Raw genomic sequence first — 14,568 nt, 5'->3', positions numbered from 1 at the left:
ACAGGGGGCGATAAAAATGGATTTCGATAAGATGAAGCAATGGATGGAAATGGCGCAAAACATGTCCGGCGGCGACTTTTGGAAAAACGTTTTTGATGATGAACAACTGAAATCATTTCAAAACGGCCATTCTCATTTTCCCTTTCAACAGGGAGATGGGCAAATGAGAAGAAATGAGGATGCTTTTCCTCTTATAGATATTGTGGAAACCCATGATGAGCTCCAATTTTTGCTGTATCTGCCCGGCTACCGGAAACAAGATGTTCAGCTGCTGTCCTACGGAGAATATATCGTCGTAAAAGGCACGAGAAAATCCTTTTTTAATGAACAGGATTTTAAACAGAAGACCGGAAAATACGGCGATTTTGAAAAAAAACTCGACCTTCCGCATTCCGCTCAGGGAACGAAGGGAATGCAGGCGGTATTCAAAGACGGGATTTTATATATATCGATTGCTAAACATCTGGGGGATGCAAGCCAGATCATTATCGAAGGCTGATCTTGTTTGCTGTGCCATCTATCAGATCTGAATCATCGATACTCATGATAGGGATGACGACAACGGTGCAATCACCGTTTTGTTCACCGTACCCTTCATTTCTTTTATTGGCTGCTGTGTTTCTCACCATAACGGAAGAGCCGGTGTTAAAAGCTGCTCCGCCGCTGATTCCGTTCATTTTTATATACTCAAAGTTGATAACGGATGGAAAAAACATCATGATTCGCCTCCTTTTTGTATATCATGTTTATATATTCGCAATGCGGGACGCATAGAACTTTCCAAGAGTGACGGGGAAAGAAGTGATTTTCTTTGAAAAAAATAATGAAAGAGATTTTCAAAAAAGTGTGTGAAGAAGAATTAGACCGGCTTAAGAAAGTGGAACAACAGCTTGATGAGCTTCAGGATAAGTGTCATTTTGAGCCGCAAACGGTTGAAGGGGAAAAAACATATGTCCATATTGAGCATGTCAAAGTGGACAAGGTTGAATACAATATTGATTTTGAAAAGCTGAGTATAGAAGAGCTGAGCGGTATGCTGAATATCGGCGCCACTTACCATACACCGGTGCACAGGCTCAAACAAGCCTGCGCTGAAGAATGTCGGGACAACCCGCAAAATGATGCTGCGAAAGAAAAAAGCCAGACAAAGCAGCAGACACCCAATGTCACCATCAGGGGAAGAAAGCATTGACCCCGTTGTTTCAGCCTCCTTTTTCGAGGGTATGTATTAACAGATGCAGCGAAGAATACAGACGAAAAAGGAGATGATGAATATGTCATTATCAAAAGAACAGCAGGACAGCCTTTATCATAAATTAATCGATTTAAAGGAAAGTCTTCAGGGAGAATCAAAAGAAAATCATTCAATGAGCGAAGACACAGGAGAACTGTCGAACGGAGTAGATAATCACTTAGCTGATCACGGAAGCATTTATTTGGACAGAGTCACGAATCAGACGCTGGACGGTGTCGATCAGAATCTTTTAGATGAGGTGCACGCCGCGCTTGAACGAATGGATAAAGGAACATACGGGATTTGCGAGAAAACGGGAAAAGAAATTCCTTATGAAAGACTTGAAGCTGTGCCGTACGCCAGAATGACCGTCGAAGCGCAGCGAGAAACAGAAGGGGATGTGAAAACAGACGCTCCGTCATATGAAAGGGAATTTCACGAGCAGGTGAAAGACCTCTCAAATAAAGAAACCGTTGATCAAAAAAGCTCACAAACTTACGAAATCCTGGATCGCGAGCAGGATTCACAATAATAGCAGCAGGTACATTCATATGTACCTGTTTTTTTATTCCATAAAAAATCTCAGAATCGAAATAAAATCATTGACTTTATATAAAAAAGAAAGTAACATACTATTTGTAAGTAAATATTAAAAGATTACCGGGAGGAATTTAGAATGTCTCAAGTATTATTTGTAAAATCAAGTGACCGTACGGCTGAAGAAGGCGTATCCGTAAAATTATACGAAGCGTTTCTGGCTGCTTATAAAGAAAACAATCCGAATGATGAAGTGATCGAACTTGATCTTCATAAAGAAAACCTTCCTTACCTCGGAAGAGATATGATTAACGGAACATTCAAAGCTTCAAAAGGAATTGAAATGACAGACGAAGAGAAAAAACAAGCGTCAACTGCTGACATTTACTTAAATCAATTCGTCAAAGCTGACAAAGTCGTGTTTGCATTCCCGCTTTGGAACTTCACAGTGCCTGCTGTGCTTCATACTTATGTTGATTACCTGTCTCGCGCAGGAGTTACTTTCACATACACGCCTGAAGGACCAAAAGGTCTGATGGGAGATAAAAAAGTAGCGCTCTTAAACGCACGCGGCGGCGTATATTCTGAAGGACCGATGGCATCTCTTGAAATGTCATTAAACTTCATGAAAACCGTTCTCGGTTTCTGGGGTGTCCAAGATCTTCACACTGTTGTCGTTGAAGGCCATAATGCTGCACCGGATAACGCTCAAGCGATCATTGAAAAAGGACTGCAAGAAGCGAAAGATCTGGCTGCAAAATTCTAATTTCCATTAACTCTTGCGCCCATACAGGGTGTGAGAGTTTTTTATATTATAGAAGAAACTGGCGGCAGCTTTCGATCTGATCTTATATTGATATATTGATATTTTGTCGAAAAAACAATTTTTATGTAGAATAAAGCATTTTTCACAAAGAAAAAAGGTTTTCTGTAAAAGAATTAACCCTCTTGCCAAAATACGACTGATGGTGTAGGATATAAGAGAAGCTACATTGTTCGTATTGTTAATTAAGTTTTAACCTTTAAGCTGTAATAGGGAGTTTTATATCGAAGCCGGAATGTCATGCCTCCATTGCAGAGGACGACAGGAACGCTTCTGCAAACACCCACTTTGAGGAGTGGTGGTTTAAAACTTTCTTACTTGCGTACGGCATACGTAGCGAAAGCCATTTCCCTTGCGGAGATGGCTTTTTATTTTGAATTGCCCTTGAGCAGCGTACTTTATCTGTATGATAAAATGAAAGAATCAAAGACAAAGTGAGGTTTTACAACTTATGCTGGATAAAGCCCAATCCCTTCTGGCGCATTATTTTGGCTACGACAGTCTTCGCGCAGGCCAAAAGCAGGCGATACAATCAGTTGCAGAGGAGAGAAAAAACACGGTCTGCATTATGCCGACGGGGGGCGGAAAATCAATCTGCTATCAGATTCCCGCACTGCTGTTTGAAGGGACCACAATCGTTATTTCCCCTCTTATTTCCTTAATGAAAGATCAAGTCGACGCGCTTGAAGAAGCGGGTATCGCGGCAGCTTATATTAACAGCACCCAGACAAGCCGAGACATTCATGAGCGCCTGACCGGTTTGAAACAAGGGGCTTACCGGCTCTTTTACATCACACCGGAGCGTTTGACTTCTTCTGAATTCATTCACATCCTGCAGAATATTACGGTTCCTCTTGTCGCCATTGACGAAGCTCACTGTATATCGCAATGGGGACATGATTTCAGGCCGAGTTACCGGAATATCGAAATCCTTTTTAATGAATTAAAAGAACCGCCCGTCATCATCGCATTAACGGCGACGGCTACGCCTGAGGTTCATGATGACATCTGCAAGCAGCTTCATATTAAGAAAGAACAAACTGTATATACCGGTTTTGCCAGAGAGAATTTAACGTTTAAAGTAGTAAAGGGCGAAAACAAAGATCGGTTTATCGAGCGGTATCTGGAAAAAAATAAACACGAAGCCGGCATTATATATACAGCGACAAGAAAAGAAACCGACCGTTTATATGAGAAATTAAAGCGCAGCGGCATCAATGCCGGCCGTTATCACGGCGGATTGGCGGATGATGACAGAAAAGACCAGCAGGAGCGGTTTCTTAACGATCAGATACAAGTGATGGTAGCTACGTCCGCTTTCGGAATGGGAATCGATAAGAGCAACATCAGGTTCGTTTTGCACGCGCAGATTCCGAAAGATATGGAGAGCTATTACCAGGAAGCCGGACGGGCCGGGCGCGATGGTCTTAACAGCGAGTGTGTGCTCTTATTTTCGCCGCAGGATATTATGGTGCAGCGTTTTTTAATAGACCAATCGGCCGCCGGAGAAGAAAAACAAAAGCAGGATCTCAAAAAACTGAGACAGATGGTGGATTACTGTCATACGGAAGATTGCCTGCAGCGGTTTATTCTGAAGTATTTCGGCGAGAATGAGGCGGAAGCTTGCGAAGCATGCGGCAATTGCACTGATACAAGGACCGCCCATGACGTCACAAAAGAAGCGCAGATGGTATTATCATGCATCATCAGAATGAATGAGCGCTTCGGAAAAACGATGGTGGCGCAGGTGCTTAGCGGCTCAAAAAATAAAAAAGTGCTGGAAAACGGCTTCAGCAGCCTGTCCACTTACGGCATTATGAAGCATCAATCCGCAGCGGAAATCAGTGATTTTATCGAATTCCTTATTTCAGATGAATATATCAGAATGGCGGACGGCACATTTCCGACGCTTATGGTCACCCAAAAAGGCAGGGACGTTCTGCTTGGAAAAAGCGCAGTCTCGAGAAAAGAAGCCTTACAGGCCGCCGCCGTTACCGAAAATGATGAATTATTTGAGCTTCTCCGGCGTCTCCGCAAAGGGATTGCAGCTGAACAGGGTGTGCCTCCATTTGTCGTGTTCTCGGATCAGACGTTAAAAGAAATGTCAGCGAAACTTCCGAAAACGGATCAGGATCTTCTTTCCGTAAAAGGGGTCGGGGAACAAAAAAGATTGAAATACGGAGCGGTTTTTTTAGAAGAAATCCGAAATTATGTAAGAGAAACAGAGTGAAAAAAAGTTTTTTTAGAAATTTGCACATTGTGTTTTTCATTGGCGCCGGAAAAATCATAAGCTTGAAAACCCTTGCTGTATCAAGGTTTCAGCAAGACTTACCAAGCGAGAGAAATGTTTCATGTAAAGGAACTGTAATCTAATTCAAATCGTTTTGTTATTGAACTGACATTTTCATATGTTACGATATCACCTGTTAGCCGCCAATAAAAAGCTAACAAGGGAGGATTTACTTATGAAGAAGACGATTATGTCCTTTGTCGCAGTTGCAGCAATTTCAACAACTGCATTCGGAGCTCACGCTTCTGCTAAAGAAATCACGGTGCAAAAGGGTGACACGCTCTGGGGAATCTCGCAAAAAAACGGAGTGAACCTAAAGGACTTAAAAGAATGGAATCAGTTATCTTCTGATTTAATCATTGAAGGAGAGAAACTGACTATTTCTTCAGTAGAAACAACCACATCTGGGCAGTACACAGTGAAGCAGGGCGACAGCCTCTGGAAAATTGCTCAGAAATTCGGAACATCAGTCGGCAATCTGAAAAGCTTGAATAACTTGCAATCAGATATAATTTACGCAGGCACAACGTTAAATGTGAAAGGTCAGGCTCAGGCTGCTGCACAGCCGGCTCAAGAAGCCAGCCAGCCGCAAACTGAACAAAAACCAGCTGCTGAGACAGAACAGCCGAAACAAGAAGCTGTCAAAAACGAGCAGCCTAAACAAGAACCTGTTCAAGAACAACAACCTAAACAAGAAGCGAAGGCTGTCGAAGCAAAACAGCAGCCTGTTCAATCAAATACAAACCAACAAGAGCCTAAAAAGCAGCTGACAATGACTGCAACTGCTTACTCTGCTAACGACGGCGGCATTTCCGGTGTAACGGCAACCGGTGTTGACTTAAACAAAAACCCTGATGCAAAAGTCATCGCGGTAGACCCTAGTGTCATTCCGCTTGGCTCTAAGGTTTATGTTGAAGGTTACGGAGTGGCAACAGCAGCAGATACAGGCGGCGCAATTAAAGGAAATAAAATTGACGTATTTGTTGCAAAGAAAAGTGACGCTAACAACTGGGGCGTCAGAACAGTAAATGTTAAAGTATTAGACTAGTTTCATATAGAGATGAAGAACACAAGGCGAAATGCTTTGTGTTCTTTTTTTCTTCCCTTTTTTGACTGTATATAATCGTTATATGCGGAAAAAGAAAAAGCGTTTCTCTAATATTATATAGAAGGAATGGATGTGAAAACGGAATCAGAAGGGGTGTATGAATCTGATGGAGCCGGAATTTATATGTTTATGGAATGCCTTCACAGAATCACCGGTGTTTCAAGCATGTATCTGTACCGCTTTGGCCATTGTGATCGTTATCGGACTGTCTATGCCGGCTGTCAGGCTGTTTCAGGCGCTTGACAGAGGGAGAGGAAGGCCAGCCGTTATTGAAAAGGTGAGACGTACTGGTGTGATGAAGAATGGCAGGCACGAGCTTGTGCTTATTTTAAACGTAAAAAACCAAGACGGAACGCATGATAAACGTGAACTGACACATGCCGTATATAATGAAGAGATCAGCCGTTTTTATGAAGGAGCTTCCGTATGGGTGACGGCAGCGGCTGGCGGACGAATTATGATCGCTCCGCGCACGCCGCGGCATAAGGCGTCAAAATAAAAAGACGGGGCGGTTTTCCCGTCTTTATGTATTAATGCCGATCGATCCATATCCTTACGCCTTCTGAGCCGGCTTCTATTCTGCATGTTCCTCCGATCGGGAATGTCATCAAAGGGGAGGTATGGCCGAAATCAGCATTTGCGATAACAGGCATGGATGACAGTTCTTCTTTTGTACGGATGACGGCACAGAGAGCCTCCTCAGACACATTTGAAGCATGCTGGAAACGTCCGATGACAATTCCCTTCACAGCTGAAAAAGCGGGAAGGTGGATGAGTGACTGCAAATCCCGGTCAAACATATGAATGTCCGACATATGATCATCTTCTATAAACAGAATCACTTGTTCCATCTCCGGAAAGTATTCCGTGCCCTGCAGAAGATTCAGCGTGCATAGATTTCCTCCGATCAGTGTTCCTTCCGCATATCCGGGTTGAATAACGAGCGGTCCCGGATTCCGATAAAAACGTCTGTCCTCCTGGTTCAAATACCATTTATCATCACTCCACTCGGATGAAGGCTTTATCTCATACGGGTTGTCAGAAGCACAGCAGGCCAAGAAAGAGTTAATCGTATAGTCCAGCCCTTTTTTCATGGCAAATGAAGAAAAATGGGGACCGGAATATGTAATAAGGCCGGTTTTTTGATATATGGCATGGCCGAGAGCGGTAATATCTGAATAGCCGCAAAGGATTTTCGGATGCCGCTTGATGTTTTCATAATCAAGATAGCGAAGCAGCTGATTTGATTGGAACCCGCCGAGTGTCGTCAAAATCGCTTTGATGTCAGGATCAGCGAAAGCTTCGTGCAGATCCTGTACACGCGATTCAATGGATGATGAATCAAATTCATTTATTTCTTTCGCATGCTCTGAAAAAGAGACACGAAAGCCGAGCTCCTCCAATTTTGACTTTGCGGCATTTATATTTTCATCTGACATAACGGACATGCTTGTGGCCGGAGACACAATACGAATGCCGTCACCTTTTTTCAATTTTTCCGGATACAAAAAAACCCTCCTTATATGGTTTAATCTATTACACCATATAAAAGAGGGTTTCTCTATTATTTTTTTACAAGTCGACCCATTTAATGCCGCCTGATTGCGTATCATTGTCAATCCAGACATCAAATTGATGCTTTTCATAAAAATGAACGAGTCTGTCGACATGATCCCAATCACGCTTAGCGATGTCGCCCGTCACTTTCGGGATATTCTGCTCTCTGGCGATATGTTTTAAAAATTTCATGCAGATCGAGCCGTAGCCGTGGTTCGGCGGGCCTTTAATGTCCCCGATATGAATGGCATTGTCATAATAAGAGGCGATCAGTGAAAAACAGCCTCTTCCCCGGTAGGCTGACTCACAATCAGTCAGCATAATCTTACATGTTTGGCCATCATCAATCGAGGAAACAATGATCCAATCGTCATTGTTCGATTGATCAATACCAAGCACTCGCGCGTCTTTTGATACATCTATCAGATTTTCCCGCATTCTGAAAATCTGAAATTCAAGTTTATGAAGCTCTTTTTCCAGCTCTTTCTGATCTCTTTCTTCTGCAGTAAACAAAATCATACTCCTTTCACAGCGTAAAAGTCTTAGTTAAACACAAGTATCCATTGTAGTAAATGATGTCTTGGTTTGTAAATGGGTTTTGCAAAAACTTTTTTAGAAAAGTCTGCCGTTTATATGTGGATTGACGTTTTTAAGGCGGTGCGGATAGGGAAAGGAACAGTGAGCAGCGGAAAAAGGAGGAATCTATAATGGCAATTGACTCACTCATCGGCAAATTGAAGTACGTAATGACGGAATCTCCTGATAAAATGCTTTCCTTATATGTAAATACGGATATGAGAAATCCGGATCAGCAGGGGGGAGAGTGGAAAATCGCCTTGAAAACCGGTTTTCGGAGATTAAAAGAGTATCTGTCTGCCAGTGATCCGGAAGAAGAAAAATCTCTCGTCCGCATCATGGAACGTGTCTATCAATATATCGATGGGCTTGGTAAAGAGATGCCGCGAAGTCTCGTATTTTTTGCATCGGGAGAAGGCGGTATTTGGGAGACGATTGAATTGCAGGTGCCTGTCGAAACACGATTTTATTGGGAAGAAACGGCTGTCCTTGATCAATTAGAACTTCTCCGTGAACAATTTCCGAGCACGGCTTTTATTCTCACCCAGCAGAATGAAGTGAAGATCATAGAAACCGTACTCGGAAAAATTGAAGGGGTGGAGCATTATCAATACGACGTCATCAATGAATCGTGGAAACCGCAGGATGTAAGCGGAAGCTCCGCCTCAATGGACGAAGACGCCGCCAAAGCCCACGTCGAAGAAAACCAAAACAGGCTGTATAAACGATTGGCTTCAAATCTTGATCAAAAGGCCGCTTCACACCAATGGGAGCGTCTCGTAATCGCAGGGGACAAAGAAACAGCCGATATTCTCGATCAGCATATGAATAAACCGATAGATCGGATCATTCCAAAAAATCTGTTGAATGAAAACGAGCATAAGGTGATAGAAGAACTGTTGAAGGAAGCATAATATGACGAAAGGCCGGGTCTCAAACACCCGGTCTTTTTAGGGCTTAAGTTTGTCTAATTTCTGACGAAGCGGACGAAACCGTTGACATCAAAGCTGAATTCTCATACCATTTGGATAGTCAGTAAAATTGAGAGAGGTCATAAGATGAATCAGACAGAAAACAAACCTAAAAGTTATACCGGTATCGTGCTGACATTGACCGTTCTGATCAACGGGTTAATTGCGGTACTGTTTTTTATGCCGAAATCAGGTCAGGTCAGCATTGCCAATATTCATATTCTGCCGATGTTAAATGCCATTTTTAACAGCTTCACGTTTATCTTTTTGCTGGCAGCGCTCTTTATGATTAAGCAAAAAAACATTCAAGCGCATAAACGTTTTATTTTAGCGGCGTTTACGACGACTTTGCTGTTTTTGATCTGCTATGTCGTGTACCACTCGATAGCTGAGAATACTTTATTCGGCGGCCACGGCATCATGCGCGGGATTTACTTCTTTATTTTAATTACGCATATTTGCCTTTCCTTCATCATCGTGCCGCTTGCGCTGTTTACGCTGATCAGAGGATTCAGTATGCAGGTGGAGCGCCACAAAAAAATCGCCAGATGGACGATGCCGCTCTGGCTGTATGTCAGTCTGACGGGCGTCATTGTATACTTAATGATCTCACCGTATTATTAAAAAAAGCCGTGCTCTGCGCGGCTTTTTTCTATTGATTGAAAAAGGCGCCTCATCAGGGCGCCTTTTACTCTTCAAGCGTTTCAAGTGTTGTTACATTTAAGGATTGTTCAACGGTTTTTGTTTTTGCTTTTACTTTTTCTGCGTACGTGTAATCACCATAGCAGTAGGGATAACGGAAATTGTCTTTGTTCCCTCCGCAAGTGTAAAGTTTCGGATTCTTTTTGACCTGCTGCTCGGAGTATTGTTTTGCCAGTTCCTCAGTATGCGATCCTCCATGTTCAGCCACAAAATCAATATAGCCGGCTCCCATGTTGTAGCTTTGTATAATCGTATCCAAGTCTACGCCTTTTTTCTTGCCTGTTTGGTACATGAGAGTGAATTGTTTGATTCCCTGTTTGATACTGGTTTGAGGGTTTTTAATCTCATTTCGCTTTAAACCCAGAGATTCTGAAGACTGCATGGGATCATTTCCTCTTCCTTTTGACTCCTGATATATCATGCCGAGTACAAGCGATGTATATTTGGTGAGTCCTTTTTCATCCAGCTCGTCTTCAACAAGCGGTTTGTAATCTGTCAGCCGTTCAAGGACGATCGGTTTAACATCAAACGGAAGACTTTTGAGCAATTCATTATTTGAAAATAACAGAATGAGGAAGAAGGAAACCATGACAAAAACACATATCATCATAAGACCCGCGGCAGCGAAACAGCCTTTTTTCTTTTTCTCCACTGTGTTTCACCCTCAATTTCAGGAGCATTATGACTTTTTCATTATGACACAGATGAATGCGCGAAACCAAGCGGAAACCCGTATTTGAAACATAAATTTAAAATAACGGTTCTTTTGTCAGGCGCAGGATGTATCTGCATCAATTGACATTTGGTATAATTGGGCTACTTGAGAAAAGAAGGGTGAGGTATATGACTGAATTTCACGAGTCCGGAAACACGAATGACCCCGCTGTCGATTTAGATGAGGAAACTTTATTTTTGGTTGCCCAGACTTTTAAGGCGCTGTCTGATCCGACCAGAATCAGAATTCTCCATTTGCTGTCACAGGGTGAGCACGCGGTAAATGATATCGCAGAAAAACTGAATTTGCTGCAGTCTACCGTTTCTCATCAGCTGCGTTTTCTTAAAAATCTGCGCCTCGTCAAATCACGCAGAGAAGGAACATCCATCTATTATTCTCCTGAGGATGAACATGTGTTAGATGTGCTTCAGCAAATGATTCACCATACGCGGCACGATTAAAAAACATCCCTGCTTTTTAGACAGGGATGTCAGCCGTACTGACTGTTATTGGTTTGGTCTCTGCTCGTTTTTAAAACATAAAAAGAGAAGCCGCTGTAATACACTGCGATGAAATAAAAGATACTGATGGTCAGCGGATCGGCCCCGACCGTTTGGCTGTATGCCTCCGGATGGGTAAAGTCCGCTGTGACCCGGTAAATTTCAATAACGCGATAAACAAATCTCGATAGGAATAACGTTAATAGAATAAGTTCAATCCATAGGTGAGTGCGAAAATACATTTTTCCGCGGCGTTCTTCAAAAGAAATGTTCCGTTTGGCAAACAGGACCAGAAGCCAGCCGCAAAAAGTGCCGAATATAAGATGGCCGTATAAAGCCGGGTGTGTGATGCTGAAAAACGCCAGAGCTGCGGCCAGCAATGAAAACAAAATCATTCTGGTATAAAGCCAGCGGGGTTTCAAAGGCTGAAAGCCGACAGACCGTTTCACCTTTTTATACAGGAAAAAGGCAATCATTAAGACAGGGCAGATGCTTTGAAGTGTGATATGCATGGTGTGGAACTCCCCCTCCGTTGAGTAGTGTATGCTTATCCGGCTGGTTTTAGTAGTGTGATTTATTCGCAGGCTGAAAGCATCTTTTATCACAGTATGCGCGTTTCTTTTTTTTGCATAAGAGAAGCGCCCGCGCCTTTTTCAGGATTTAGTCAGAAAACTCTTGATAAACTAACGGTATTAGTTATAATAAAACTAATGATATTAGTTTTAGGGGGATGTTGATGAGAATCTTACAATACGGAACCGTTTGGCAGTTGACTTTTTTTCCAGCGCTTTTCCCGGTGAATTGTTATTTGGTTGAAGAAGAAGAAGGAGTAACCCTGATTGACGCCGGACTGCCTAACAGTCATAAAGGAATTAAACAAGCATTGCGGCAGCTTGGGAAGCCGCTGAATGACATATTACTCACCCACGCGCACGGGGATCACATCGGTTCGCTTGACTCATTAGCTGCGGAATTTCCGGATGCTTCCGTCTGTATTTCTGAGCGGGATTCTTTCTTGCTGAAAGGTGACACTTCTTTATTTGAGCATGAAGCACAAACGCCGATAAAGGGGGGAGTGCCGAAAAATGTTCAGACCGAACCTGATCGCCTGCTGAAAGGCGGCGAGCGGATCGGATCTTTACTTGTCATTCCCGCTCCCGGTCATACGCCGGGAAGCCTCGCTTTTAAAGATATGAGAAATGATATGCTGATCGTCGGAGATGCCTTTCAAGTACGGGGAGGCCTTGCTGTTTCTGGGAAGCTGAAATGGAAATTTCCGTTTCCGGCTTTTGCTACGTGGAATAAAGAAGAAGCTGTAAAAACAGCAAGAACGCTTATCGCTCATCAACCAAGCAGTCTGGCCGCCGGACATGGAAATGTTCTCTGCAATCCCGTTGAAATGATGGCTGAGGCTGCTGAGGAAGCCGAACGAAGCCTGCCGGGAGGCCGATCATAATGTCACCGAGAGTCGGAATGAGCCTTGACATGATATTGAGAGCCGCAGCAGGCATCGCTGACGAAAAAGGGCTGAACGAAGTGACGCTTGCGGCTGTTGCAAAGTCCTTAAACGTAAAACCGCCTTCCCTTTACAATTTTGTCAATGGCCTTCAAGGAATTAAAACAGAGCTGGCTGTCTCCGGTTTAACTATGTTATATGAAAAAATGGCGGCCTCTGCAGAAGGACTGACGGGCGAAACGGCTTTGCTTGCTCTTGCCGATGCCTATATCAATTTCGCCGAAGCCAATCCCGGATTATATGACGCAACATTTCAAAAGATAAAAGACGGCCGGATTGAGAATCTGTCAAGCCTGCTTGTAGAGCTTGTTGTCAGGCAGCTGACAGCGAACGGTTATGCACAGTCTGACACTGCGATTCATGCTGCGAGAGGACTGAGGAGCCTTCTTCACGGATTTGCCGTGTTGAGAAAACAGAGTGCATTTGAATTAACCGAATCAATTAAGGAAAGCCGGAAGTTTGCAGTTGTTGCTTTCCTAAGAGGTTTGCAGGAGAGGGAACAATAATATTATTATGTAAACTAAATAAAAAGGAGGGACAAATGGATTCATTACAACATATCATTTGTGAGCGGCGCACCTATTCACATATTTTTGATTCTCATGCACACACATACTGCCAAATGCTCTTTCCGCTCGAAGGACAGCTGGACCTGGAGACAGAAAGACGTGAAATCAGATTAAAACCTGATCAAATGCTGTATATTCCGCCCGGGCATGAACATCGGTTCCGTTCTTTGGAGCGAAATGAATGTCTTGTTCTCGACATACCGGCATTTTTTTTCAAAGGTTCCTTTGACCCCGGCGTTCTGAATAAGCTTGATCCTTTTTGGACATCGATTCGGTTTCTGCTGACAGAAGAGACAAAGCAGCAGTCGGCTCATTCATTGAGTCTGCTTGCAGAATATATTGCTGAAAAGATACAAGAAAACCGTACGAATGATTCAATTGCGTATATCCGCCGAAATCTCTCAAAGACTTTTACAATTAAAGAGCTCGCCGCAATGGAACATTACCACCCGGCGTATTATTCCGACTGGTTTAAAAAGCAGACGGGAAAAAGCCCGCAAGCTTATATTGCTGAGCTCCGTATGAAGAAAGCGGAACAAATGCTTATTGAAACAAAATGCCGGCTGACAGACATCAGTCAGGAGGTCGGCTTTCAAAATTTGTCTTCCTTTACCAGATGGTTTGTCAGACATAAGGGAATAACGCCGCGCGTCTTCCGAAACACCTTTCAATCTGATAAATAATCCTGAAAATCGGTTAAATAAACTGCTTCTTTTTTTGGTATCATGATTGTAAAAAAGGAGTTTTTGATATGGCAGTCATCGAAGATTTTATCAAGCTTGATCTTAGAATAGGAACGGTCGTAAAAGCGGAAGTATTCCCGGAAGCAAAGGTGCCGGCCATTAAGATGACAATAGATTTCGGCGAAGAGATCGGCATGAAACAATCAAGCGCCCAGATTACAAAACGGTACGAACCGGGTGATCTGACGGGCAGACAGGTTACCGCTATTGTCAACTTTCCGCCGCGGCGGATCGCCGGATTTAAGTCAGAAGTTCTCGTTCTCGGCGGCATCCCGGAAAAAGGAGATGTTGTCCTGCTTACGCCAGAGCAGACAGTACCGAACGGAACGAAAATCGGATAATAAAAAAAGACGTTTGCAGAAGCAAACGTCTTTTGCGTATTGAGGCGATACACCACACGCCACATTCGTGTGTGCCGCAAGGGCATGTGCATCGGCTTACACAATTCAGCTCATCGCTATATCAATATAGCATGGCGGGTGTGGAAATGCAAGAGATTTTTCAACATATGTTATATTTGGCTTTGTTTTGCCGATCCCAGATTCCTTCGTGTAAGGTTTTGTTTGAAATTTTATGATCTTAAATAAAGCAGTTCGACAAATGCAAGAGATTCATCTAATCTTATATCCTATGGTAAAATTTAGACAGATAGAAGCGGAAAGGAGACGTAAATGAAAGTATTTGAAGCAGCCTCGTTCATTTCAGCCGCAGAAAAGCGGGCTAAACA

Annotated in this window: 19 protein-coding genes and 1 other RNA gene; 15 read left to right on the top strand and 5 right to left on the bottom strand. The window is 43.2% G+C overall.

From position 1 onward, the window contains the following. Positions 1-16 precede the first annotated feature (16 nt). Entirely contained in the window at positions 17-499 is a 483-nt protein-coding gene (locus G9F75_RS10320; RefSeq protein ID WP_003153787.1) for an Hsp20/alpha crystallin family protein, read from the top strand. Here G9F75_RS10320 and G9F75_RS10315 read toward each other — a convergent pair. After that, complete coding sequence (locus G9F75_RS10315; RefSeq protein WP_014418113.1) at positions 486-719, bottom strand: hypothetical protein; 234 nt, start codon at positions 717-719, stop codon at positions 486-488. The two genes, G9F75_RS10320 and G9F75_RS10315, sit on opposite strands and share 14 nt — an antisense overlap. A gap of 92 nt (positions 720-811) precedes the next feature. On the opposite strand from G9F75_RS10315, the gene gerPC reads away from it, so the two are divergent. The 7 genes from gerPC (at position 812) to G9F75_RS10280 (ending at position 6,491) form a co-directional block, all read left to right on the top strand. Then, on the top strand, positions 812-1,192 hold the full coding sequence (gerPC, locus tag G9F75_RS10310) for a spore germination protein GerPC (RefSeq protein ID WP_014418112.1): 381 nt from the start codon (positions 812-814) through the stop codon (positions 1,190-1,192). Between the two features lie 82 nt (positions 1,193-1,274). Next, the gene (locus G9F75_RS10305) at positions 1,275-1,766 is read left to right on the top strand and encodes a TraR/DksA family transcriptional regulator (RefSeq protein ID WP_017417961.1); all 492 of its coding nucleotides are present in this window, start codon (positions 1,275-1,277) and stop codon (positions 1,764-1,766) included. A gap of 144 nt (positions 1,767-1,910) precedes the next feature. Next, positions 1,911-2,537 carry an FMN-dependent NADH-azoreductase gene (locus G9F75_RS10300; RefSeq protein ID WP_003153791.1) on the top strand — a complete coding sequence of 209 codons (627 nt, stop codon included), beginning with the start codon at positions 1,911-1,913 and terminating at the stop codon, positions 2,535-2,537. Between the two features lie 215 nt (positions 2,538-2,752). Continuing rightward, positions 2,753-2,938, top strand: a non-coding RNA gene (gene ssrS / locus G9F75_RS10295) — 6S RNA. 107 nt (positions 2,939-3,045) lie between these two features. Further along, complete coding sequence (gene recQ / locus G9F75_RS10290) at positions 3,046-4,824, top strand: DNA helicase RecQ (RefSeq protein WP_109567002.1); 1,779 nt, start codon at positions 3,046-3,048, stop codon at positions 4,822-4,824. Positions 4,825-5,059: 235 nt separating this feature from the next. Next, complete coding sequence (locus tag G9F75_RS10285) at positions 5,060-5,932, top strand: 3D domain-containing protein (RefSeq protein ID WP_100261837.1); 873 nt, start codon at positions 5,060-5,062, stop codon at positions 5,930-5,932. Between the two features lie 166 nt (positions 5,933-6,098). After that, positions 6,099-6,491 (top strand): hypothetical protein, encoded by a 393-nt coding sequence (locus tag G9F75_RS10280; RefSeq protein WP_017417958.1) that lies wholly within the window; start codon positions 6,099-6,101, stop codon positions 6,489-6,491. Positions 6,492-6,522: 31 nt separating this feature from the next. Here the strand turns inward: G9F75_RS10280 and G9F75_RS10275 are convergent, their stop codons facing one another. Further along, positions 6,523-7,500, bottom strand: coding sequence for a S66 family peptidase (locus G9F75_RS10275; protein ID WP_021493902.1), 978 nt, complete (start codon positions 7,498-7,500; stop codon positions 6,523-6,525). Between the two features lie 64 nt (positions 7,501-7,564). Then, entirely contained in the window at positions 7,565-8,068 is a 504-nt protein-coding gene (locus G9F75_RS10270) for an N-acetyltransferase (RefSeq protein ID WP_014305189.1), read from the bottom strand. 188 nt (positions 8,069-8,256) lie between these two features. Here G9F75_RS10270 and G9F75_RS10265 point away from each other — a divergent pair, with 188 nt between their 5' ends. Continuing rightward, positions 8,257-9,039, top strand: a complete 783-nt coding sequence (locus tag G9F75_RS10265; RefSeq protein ID WP_017417957.1) for a VLRF1 family aeRF1-type release factor — start codon at positions 8,257-8,259, stop codon at positions 9,037-9,039. A gap of 144 nt (positions 9,040-9,183) precedes the next feature. Continuing rightward, entirely contained in the window at positions 9,184-9,720 is a 537-nt protein-coding gene (locus G9F75_RS10260) for a DUF420 domain-containing protein (protein WP_007611945.1), read from the top strand. A 64-nt stretch (positions 9,721-9,784) separates the two neighbouring features. Here G9F75_RS10260 and G9F75_RS10255 read toward each other — a convergent pair whose 3' ends face one another. Further along, a complete protein-coding gene (locus G9F75_RS10255; RefSeq protein WP_017417956.1) occupies positions 9,785-10,450 on the bottom strand; it encodes a lysozyme family protein in 666 nt (221 codons plus the stop codon). Between the two features lie 191 nt (positions 10,451-10,641). Here G9F75_RS10255 and czrA point away from each other — a divergent pair, with 191 nt between their 5' ends. Further along, positions 10,642-10,974, top strand: a complete 333-nt coding sequence (gene czrA, locus G9F75_RS10250) for a Zn(II)-responsive metalloregulatory transcriptional repressor CzrA (RefSeq protein WP_007407993.1) — start codon at positions 10,642-10,644, stop codon at positions 10,972-10,974. 29 nt (positions 10,975-11,003) lie between these two features. On the opposite strand, the gene G9F75_RS10245 is transcribed toward czrA, so the two are convergent. Next, positions 11,004-11,525: a CcdC protein domain-containing protein gene (locus tag G9F75_RS10245; protein ID WP_007407994.1), complete on the bottom strand. Its 522-nt coding sequence runs from the start codon at positions 11,523-11,525 to the stop codon at positions 11,004-11,006. 224 nt (positions 11,526-11,749) lie between these two features. Here G9F75_RS10245 and G9F75_RS10240 point away from each other — a divergent pair, with 224 nt between their 5' ends. The 4 genes from G9F75_RS10240 to csaA all read left to right on the top strand — a co-directional run bounded on the left by G9F75_RS10240 (position 11,750) and on the right by csaA (position 14,182). Further along, positions 11,750-12,469: an MBL fold metallo-hydrolase gene (locus G9F75_RS10240; protein ID WP_014418104.1), complete on the top strand. Its 720-nt coding sequence runs from the start codon at positions 11,750-11,752 to the stop codon at positions 12,467-12,469. Next, positions 12,469-13,035, top strand: coding sequence for a TetR/AcrR family transcriptional regulator (locus G9F75_RS10235; RefSeq protein WP_012117734.1), 567 nt, complete (start codon positions 12,469-12,471; stop codon positions 13,033-13,035). The genes G9F75_RS10240 and G9F75_RS10235 overlap by 1 nt, the downstream gene beginning before the upstream one ends. Positions 13,036-13,070: 35 nt before the next feature. Beyond that, the gene (locus G9F75_RS10230; RefSeq protein WP_014418102.1) at positions 13,071-13,781 is read left to right on the top strand and encodes an AraC family transcriptional regulator; all 711 of its coding nucleotides are present in this window, start codon (positions 13,071-13,073) and stop codon (positions 13,779-13,781) included. Positions 13,782-13,849: 68 nt separating this feature from the next. After that, on the top strand, positions 13,850-14,182 hold the full coding sequence (csaA, locus tag G9F75_RS10225; RefSeq protein WP_007611940.1) for a chaperone CsaA: 333 nt from the start codon (positions 13,850-13,852) through the stop codon (positions 14,180-14,182). Positions 14,183-14,568 lie beyond the last annotated feature (386 nt).

It is taken from the genome of Bacillus sp. EKM208B (assembly GCF_011800725.1).
GTDB classification, from domain to species: domain Bacteria; phylum Bacillota; class Bacilli; order Bacillales; family Bacillaceae; genus Bacillus; species Bacillus velezensis.
This window is presented reverse-complemented; position numbering and strand designations above follow the sequence as displayed.

What these genes read in the sequence shown, in the direction of transcription:
- csaA (WP_007611940.1), top strand. Translation starts at nt 13,850, where the DNA reads ATGGCAGTCATCGAAGATTTTATCAAGCTTGATCTTAGAATAGGAACG.
- G9F75_RS10245 (WP_007407994.1), bottom strand. Translation starts at nt 11,525, where the DNA reads ATGCATATCACACTTCAAAGCATCTGCCCTGTCTTAATGATTGCCTTT.
- G9F75_RS10305 (WP_017417961.1), top strand. Translation starts at nt 1,275, where the DNA reads ATGTCATTATCAAAAGAACAGCAGGACAGCCTTTATCATAAATTAATC.
- G9F75_RS10260 (WP_007611945.1), top strand. Translation starts at nt 9,184, where the DNA reads ATGAATCAGACAGAAAACAAACCTAAAAGTTATACCGGTATCGTGCTG.
- G9F75_RS10235 (WP_012117734.1), top strand. Translation starts at nt 12,469, where the DNA reads ATGTCACCGAGAGTCGGAATGAGCCTTGACATGATATTGAGAGCCGCA.
- G9F75_RS10265 (WP_017417957.1), top strand. Translation starts at nt 8,257, where the DNA reads ATGGCAATTGACTCACTCATCGGCAAATTGAAGTACGTAATGACGGAA.
- G9F75_RS10270 (WP_014305189.1), bottom strand. Translation starts at nt 8,068, where the DNA reads ATGATTTTGTTTACTGCAGAAGAAAGAGATCAGAAAGAGCTGGAAAAA.
- G9F75_RS10285 (WP_100261837.1), top strand. Translation starts at nt 5,060, where the DNA reads ATGAAGAAGACGATTATGTCCTTTGTCGCAGTTGCAGCAATTTCAACA.
- G9F75_RS10280 (WP_017417958.1), top strand. Translation starts at nt 6,099, where the DNA reads ATGGAGCCGGAATTTATATGTTTATGGAATGCCTTCACAGAATCACCG.
- G9F75_RS10230 (WP_014418102.1), top strand. Translation starts at nt 13,071, where the DNA reads ATGGATTCATTACAACATATCATTTGTGAGCGGCGCACCTATTCACAT.
- G9F75_RS10300 (WP_003153791.1), top strand. Translation starts at nt 1,911, where the DNA reads ATGTCTCAAGTATTATTTGTAAAATCAAGTGACCGTACGGCTGAAGAA.
- G9F75_RS10320 (WP_003153787.1), top strand. Translation starts at nt 17, where the DNA reads ATGGATTTCGATAAGATGAAGCAATGGATGGAAATGGCGCAAAACATG.
- G9F75_RS10240 (WP_014418104.1), top strand. Translation starts at nt 11,750, where the DNA reads ATGAGAATCTTACAATACGGAACCGTTTGGCAGTTGACTTTTTTTCCA.
- czrA (WP_007407993.1), top strand. Translation starts at nt 10,642, where the DNA reads ATGACTGAATTTCACGAGTCCGGAAACACGAATGACCCCGCTGTCGAT.
- recQ (WP_109567002.1), top strand. Translation starts at nt 3,046, where the DNA reads ATGCTGGATAAAGCCCAATCCCTTCTGGCGCATTATTTTGGCTACGAC.
- G9F75_RS10315 (WP_014418113.1), bottom strand. Translation starts at nt 719, where the DNA reads ATGATGTTTTTTCCATCCGTTATCAACTTTGAGTATATAAAAATGAAC.